Origin of the sequence: Dietzia sp. UBA5065, assembly GCA_002415925.1 — a bacterium.
In the GTDB taxonomy this organism is placed as follows: domain Bacteria; phylum Actinomycetota; class Actinomycetes; order Mycobacteriales; family Mycobacteriaceae; genus Dietzia.
In genome coordinates this window covers 2,869-9,047 of record DIAZ01000170.1, presented here as the reverse complement: position 1 = coordinate 9,047, position 6,179 = coordinate 2,869, and the positions used below count along the sequence as shown (strand labels likewise).

The 6,179-nt window shown below is 73.6% G+C and carries 7 protein-coding genes; 5 read left to right on the top strand and 2 right to left on the bottom strand.

Annotated elements, in window-relative coordinates; translation table 11 throughout:
* A partial coding sequence (locus B4M60_RS13925) for an LLM class flavin-dependent oxidoreductase (RefSeq protein WP_291085269.1) occupies positions 1–737 on the bottom strand: 737 nt, incomplete at its 3' end.
* A gap of 70 nt (positions 738–807) precedes the next feature.
* On the opposite strand from B4M60_RS13925, the gene thiM reads away from it, so the two are divergent.
* The 4 genes from thiM (at position 808) to B4M60_RS13905 (ending at position 3,546) form a co-directional block, all read left to right on the top strand.
* Positions 808–1,662: a hydroxyethylthiazole kinase gene (gene thiM, locus B4M60_RS13920; RefSeq protein WP_291085267.1), complete on the top strand. Its 855-nt coding sequence runs from the start codon at positions 808–810 to the stop codon at positions 1,660–1,662.
* Positions 1,659–2,387: a thiamine phosphate synthase gene (locus B4M60_RS13915; RefSeq protein WP_291085265.1), complete on the top strand. Its 729-nt coding sequence runs from the start codon at positions 1,659–1,661 to the stop codon at positions 2,385–2,387. Before thiM ends, B4M60_RS13915 begins: the two co-directional genes overlap by 4 nt.
* A gap of 111 nt (positions 2,388–2,498) precedes the next feature.
* Positions 2,499–2,849, top strand: coding sequence for a VOC family protein (locus tag B4M60_RS13910; RefSeq protein ID WP_291085263.1), 351 nt, complete (start codon positions 2,499–2,501; stop codon positions 2,847–2,849).
* Positions 2,850–2,934: 85 nt separating this feature from the next.
* Positions 2,935–3,546 carry a DUF1707 SHOCT-like domain-containing protein gene (locus B4M60_RS13905; protein ID WP_291085261.1) on the top strand — a complete coding sequence of 204 codons (612 nt, stop codon included), beginning with the start codon at positions 2,935–2,937 and terminating at the stop codon, positions 3,544–3,546.
* Positions 3,547–3,571: 25 nt separating this feature from the next.
* On the opposite strand, the gene B4M60_RS13900 is transcribed toward B4M60_RS13905, so the two are convergent.
* Entirely contained in the window at positions 3,572–4,927 is a 1,356-nt protein-coding gene (locus B4M60_RS13900) for an MFS transporter (RefSeq protein WP_291085257.1), read from the bottom strand.
* 134 nt (positions 4,928–5,061) lie between these two features.
* Between B4M60_RS13900 and B4M60_RS13895 the strand changes: the two genes are divergently transcribed.
* A partial coding sequence (locus B4M60_RS13895; RefSeq protein ID WP_291085254.1) for an amidohydrolase family protein occupies positions 5,062–6,179 on the top strand: 1,118 nt, incomplete at its 3' end.

The following is a 6,179-nucleotide window of genomic DNA, read 5'->3' as shown; positions in this document are numbered from 1 at the left end:
TACCACTGGAGTTCGCGGTCGGCGCGCGAGGCGTCGTGGTCGGCCACCACGTTGACCGCGGCGATCATGTACGGCTCGGACAGCTGCTCGCTGGGCTCGAAGCGCTCGCGGTACACCGCCGAGGCCTGCTCGAGCGCGTCCGGCGCGAAGTGCGAGGCGAACGCGTACGGCAGCCCGAACGCGGCGGCGAGCTGGGCGCCGAACAAGGACGAGCCGAGGATGTACAGCGGCACCCTGGTGCCGCGACCCGGGACGGCGACGATGCCGCGGGTCCGGGCGAGGTCCGACGGGGTGTCGCCGAGGAACGCCTGCAGCTCCCTCACGTCGGTCGGGAAGTTCTCCGCCGCCGACGGCTCGCGGCGCAGCGCCGCCAGGGTCTGCGGATCGGTGCCGGGGGCCCGGCCGAGGCCCAGGTCGATGCGCCCCGGGTGCAGTTCGGCGAGCGTGCCGAACTGCTCGGCTATCACGATGGGCGAGTGGTTGGGCAGCATCACTCCGCCGGAGCCCAGCCGGATCCGCTCGGTCCGTGCCGCGATGTGCGCCATGAGCACCGCCGGTGCCGACGAGGCGATGGACGCCATGTTGTGGTGTTCGGAGTACCACACCCGCGCGTAGTCCAGCTCCTCCGCCTTCCGCGCCAACGCCACCGAGTCCTGCAGCGCCTCGCCGACCGACTGCCCGGGGCGGACGGACGCGAAGTCGAGCACGGACAGGGGCAGCGGGGAGGAGGGGGTCATGCCCGGTCCAACCCGGGCGGTGTGAGGCCTATTCCGCCTCGCGCCCGGCGGGGGCGGCACACTGGGGGGCATGTCCGCTCCCGGTTCCGGCTCCAGTTCCAGCTCCGTCGACGTCGCCCGCCTGGTCTCGGTGATGCGTCGCACCGAGCCGCTGGTGCACTGCCTGACCAACTCGGTGGTCCGCCAGATCACCGCCGACGTCCTCCTGGCGGCCGGTGCCGCTCCCGCGATGGTCGACCACCCGGAGGAGGCCGGCGACTTCGCCGCGATCGCCTCGGGGGTGCTGATCAACGTGGGCAACCCGACGTCCGAGCAGGTGGAGGGCATGCACGCCGCCGTCGCCTCCGCGCGCGAGCACGGCACGCCGTGGGTGCTGGACCCGGTGGCGGTGGGGGCGTTGACACTGCGCACGCGGTTGGCCACGGGGTGGCTCGACCACGGACCGGCGGCGATCCGGGCCAACGCCTCGGAGACCATCGCCCTCGCCGGGGCCGGCGCCGGCGGCCGCGGGGTGGACTCGACCCACGACGTCGACGTGGCGCTGGCCCCCGCGCTGCTGCTCGCCGAGCGCACCGGGGGCGTGGTCGCGGTGACGGGACCCCGGGACGTGGTGGTCTCCACCACCGCCGGGTCCACCACCGCCACCTGGATCACGTCCGGGCACCCGCTGCTGCAGAGGGTGATCGGCACCGGCTGCGCGCTCGGGGCGCTCACCGCGGCTTACCTCGGCGCGGCCCGGGCGGCCAGCATCCCCGACCACGACGCGGTGGTCGCCGCCCACGCCCACGCCGGGGCCGCGGGATCGGCCGCCGGTCGCGTCGCCGCCGGTCCCGGGCTGTTCTCGGTGGCGTGGCTCGACGCGCTGTACACGCTCAGCCCCGAGGAGATCGCGGACTCGGTCACCCTTCTCGACGCCACCCCGTGACCGCGGCGCCCCGGCCCCACGACGCCGTCGTCGTCGACTGGCGCCTGTATCTGGTCACCGATCCCCACCTCGGCGGCGGGCGCGACGCGGTGCCGGGGATCGTCTACGAGGCCGTGCTCGGCGGGGTGGGTGTGGTCCAGGTCCGGGACAAGGAGTGCGACGACGACGAGTTCGCGTCACGCGCCCTCGCCGTCTGCGCCGCGGTCGCGAGCGCGTCCGCGGAGACGGGCCGTCACGTGCCGGTGTTCGTCAACGACAGGATGGACGTCGCGCGCGAGCTGGGGCTGCACCTGCACATCGGCCAGGGGGACGTGCCCCTGGCGACGGCCCGCGCCGGGTTGCCGGACGGGCTGATGCTCGGACTCTCGATCGAGACCGACGCCCAGCTCGCCGCGGCGCTGGCCGGGCCGGGTCCCGCCCCGGACGTGGTCGGGGTGAGCCCGGTGTGGTCGACCGCGACCAAGACCGACACCGCGCCCGCCCTCGGCCCGGAGGGCGCCGACCGGATCGCCCGGGCCGCGCACGCGCACCGCACACCAGGCCGTGGCGGGGCGGGGGCCGGGGTCCGGGCGGTGGGGATCGGCGGGATCGGGCCCTCGACCGTGGGCCGGCTGGCCGCGACCGCGCTCGACGGGGTCTGCGTGGTCTCGGCGATCATGGCCGCGCCCGATCCGCGCGCGGCCGCCGCGGGTCTGCTCGCCCGCTGGGACGCCGCCCGAGCCTGACCGCGCGGCGACCCGGTTGCCCGGTTGCCCGGCGGGCCGGCGGCCCGGCAGCGAACCCGCCTCGCGCCGAATCTTTGTCACGAAGCCGCGCGCGGACGTACATTCGTGGCCATGCACCCGAGCACCCCTCTCGAGATCACGTTGGTCGAGTTCCCCAGCACGTCGATGTCGGCGACCTCCGAGTTCCTACAGGCGGTCTGCGGCTGGACACCCACGGTGTACGGGCAGTCCTACACCCACCTTTTCGGCGGCGGGATCGACGTGGGCGTCCAGGGCGACGCCCACGAGCAGTCCCCCGCCCCCCTGATGGTCATCCGGGTGGCCGATCTCGACGAGGCCCGCGCCCGGGTCGAGGCGGCGGGCGGCACGGTGACGTTCGGCCCGTTCGACTTCACGGGCGGGCGCCGGTTCCACTTCCGCGAACCCGGCGGCAACGAGATGGCCATGTGGGTGCCCGCGTAGCGCTCGAGAAAGCACCGACCTGTGGAGCACCGCAGAATGTGACACGGCTATGGCGTCGCGGGGCGGGCGGTTCTACCGTGGTCCCATGACCCAACCGGACGACCTCCTGCTCTCGGACGCCGAGCGGTTGCACGCCCTGACCGCCCTCGGCGACCACTACGCAGCCGGACGACTCGACGACCCGGAATTCCACGCCCGCTCCGGCGACGTGGCCGCGGCGCGGACCCTCGCGCAGCTGGACGGCGCCTTCCGCGACCTGCCCGGCGGTGTGCCCCTGACCTCGGTCGACGGCCTGATCGTCCGGTCGGCCACGGCGGGCGGTGGGGAGATGACGGTCTCGTCGTCGTCGTACTCGTCCGGCCCCCCGACCCCCGCCCTGCGCGACGCCGACGCCGACCTGGCGGACCTCCGCAAGCGCGGCAAGCTGGTGGAGTCCCTCGACGGAGTGGTGATCGGCCTGACGCTCATCACGTTCCTCGTGCTGCAGATCGTCGTGGACTGGCAGTACGCGTGGATCGTGTGGCCGTCGCTGATCGTCACGCTGGGCCTGCCGCGGTTGGTGCTGCGCTACTCGGACTCGGACGAGAAGACCTACGAGAAAATCAAGAAGGCCGATCAGCAGGCGCGCGAGGACCGGCTGCGCGCCGCGACCGAGCGGATCCGCGAGCTGGGGGACGGGCGGGAGACCCGGGGCTGACCGGGGCGCGGGGCGTGGGCCGGGCTCACGCCTCCTCGAGCGCGGCGCCCTTGCGCTCCGGGAGGGTGAAAGCGGCCACGGCGGCCACGACGAAGGCCGCGGCGAACACGCCGAAGACCAGCACCGTGTCACCCGCGTCGAGCAGGAACGGCACGAGCAGCGGCGCGAGGATCGAGGCGATCCGCCCGAACGCCGCGGCCGCGCCGGTGCCGGACCCGCGGGTGGTGGTGGGGTAGAGCTCGGGACCGATCGCGTACAGCGCGCCCCACGCGCCGAGGTTGAAGAACGACAGCGCCATGCCCGCGGCGATGATGGTGGCCGGGGAGTCCGCGAGCCCGAACAGGCCCGCCGCGACCGCCGAGCCGACCAGGAACACCGCGAGCGTGACCCTCCGGCCCCACACCTCGATCAGCCACGCCGCCACCGCGTAGCCCGGCAGCTGGGCCAGCGTGATGACGAGCGTGTAACCGAACGACTTCACCAGGTCGAAGCCCTGGGACACCAGCAGGCTCGGCAGCCAGATGAACGCGCCGTAGTAGGAGAAGTTGATCCCGAACCACACGATCCACAGCGCCCCGGTCCGCCCGCGCAACCGCGGGGACCAGATGGACTCCCGGGGTTCGGCGGGCCCGGCGGCCTCGGTGGGCTCGGCGGGCTCGGACCGGGCGGGGTCGGACCGGGCGCCCTCCGCCCGGGCGGGCGGCGGCTCGACGCCGGCGGAGGCCTCGTAGTCGCGGACGATCCGCTCGGCCTCGTCGTGACGACCCCTGGATTCGAGGAACCGCACCGATTCGGGCAGGCCGAACCTCACCACGAGCGCGTACGCGGCCGGGACCAGGCCCACGGCGAGCGCCCAGCGCCAGCCGTCGTCGCCGGTCGGCACCACGAAGTACCCGATGAGCGCGGCCATGATCCAGCCCACCGCCCAGAACGCCTCGAGCGCCACCACCACCCGGCCGCGGACCCTGCGCGGCGCGAACTCGCTGACCAGCGTGGACGCCACCGGCAGTTCGGCGCCCAGGCCGAGTCCCACGACGAAGCGCAGGGCGATGAGCATCGCCACTCCGGTCGACAGCGCCGCGGCCCCCGTCGCGAGCCCGTAGATGAGGAGCGTGGCGGCAAAGACCTGGCGCCGGCCGATCCTGTCCGCGAGCAACCCGCCGAGCGCCGCCCCGATGGCCATGCCGACGAACCCGATGGACCCGATCCACGACAGTTCCGTGGGGCTGAGCGACCAGTGGACGGCCAGCGCCGCCATGACGAACGAGATGAGGCCGACGTCCATGGCGTCGAGCGCCCAGCCCACGCCCGACCCGAGCAGGAGCTTGCGGTGCTTGCGGGTGAACGGCAGGCCGTCGAGGCGCTCCGTGCGTGTGGTCATGGGCACAGACGCTACTCCCGCCCACCGACACGCCCGTCGCACCGCGGAGCTGGACGTGGACGACTGTCTGAGCCCTGTGGGACGATGTGTGCTCCGGATCACAAGCTCCGGATCACTACGTGAGGGAGTGCCTCGTGGACACCACGCACCACACCAGCCCGGGCGGCACCGACTTCGACGTGGTGATCCGCGGCGGAACGGTGTTCGACGGCACCGGGGCCCCCGGCGTCCGGGCGGACGTCGGGATCCGCGCGGGAGTGGTCGCGGCGGTCAGCCCCGACCCCCTGCCCGTCTCGGCCGGGACGCGGGTGGTGGAGGCCGAGGGCAGGTGGGTCACGCCGGGGTTCGTGGACACCCACACCCACTACGACGTCGAACTGCTCGTCTCCCCGGGCCTGGGCGAGTCGGTGCGCCACGGGGTGACCACCGTCCTGGTGGGCAACTGCTCCATCTCGGGCGTCTACTCGGGCACCGTCGACGTGGCCGACCTCTTCAGCCGCGTCGAGGCCCTGCCCCGGGACGCCGTCCTGGCGGCGCTCGAGCAGAAGAAGACCTGGTCCGACCCGGCGGCCTGGCGGCGCGCGGTGGAGGACCTGCCGCTCGGGCCCAACGTGGCCAGCTTCCTCGGCCACTCCGACGTCCGCGGCTCGGTCATGGGCCTGGGCCGGGCGACCGACCCCAAGCAGTCCCCCAGCCGCGAGGAGTTGCGCGAGATCGACCGGCGGATCACCGCCGCGCTCGACGCCGGCTTCATCGGCGTGTCGACCATGACCAACCCCTGGGACAAGATGGACGGCGACCGCTACCGCTCGCGGACCCTGCCCTCCACCCACGCGTCGTGGAAGGAGTTCCGCCGCGTCAGCCGGCTGCTGCGCGGCCGCGACCGTGTCCTGCAGGGCGTGCCCAACCTCAACACCAAGGTCGACGTGGCCTTCTACGCCGCCACCAGCACCGGGCTCTTCCGCAAGCCCCTACGGGTCTCGCTCCTCGCCGCCGCGGACACCCTCGCCGAGCCGTGGGTCAACCGCATCTTCCGGCCCATCGCCTGGGCCTCCAACACCCTGGGCAGGGGCAGGTTCGTGTGGCAGCACCTGCCCACCACGTTCAAGGTGTGGGCCGACGGGATCGACCTGGTGGTGTTCGAGGAGTTCGGCTCGGGGCGCGAGGCCCTCCACCTCAAGGACGAGATGGCCCGCACCGACCTGCTGGAGCAGGAGAACTACCGCCGCTGGTTCCGGCAGGACTTCGAGAA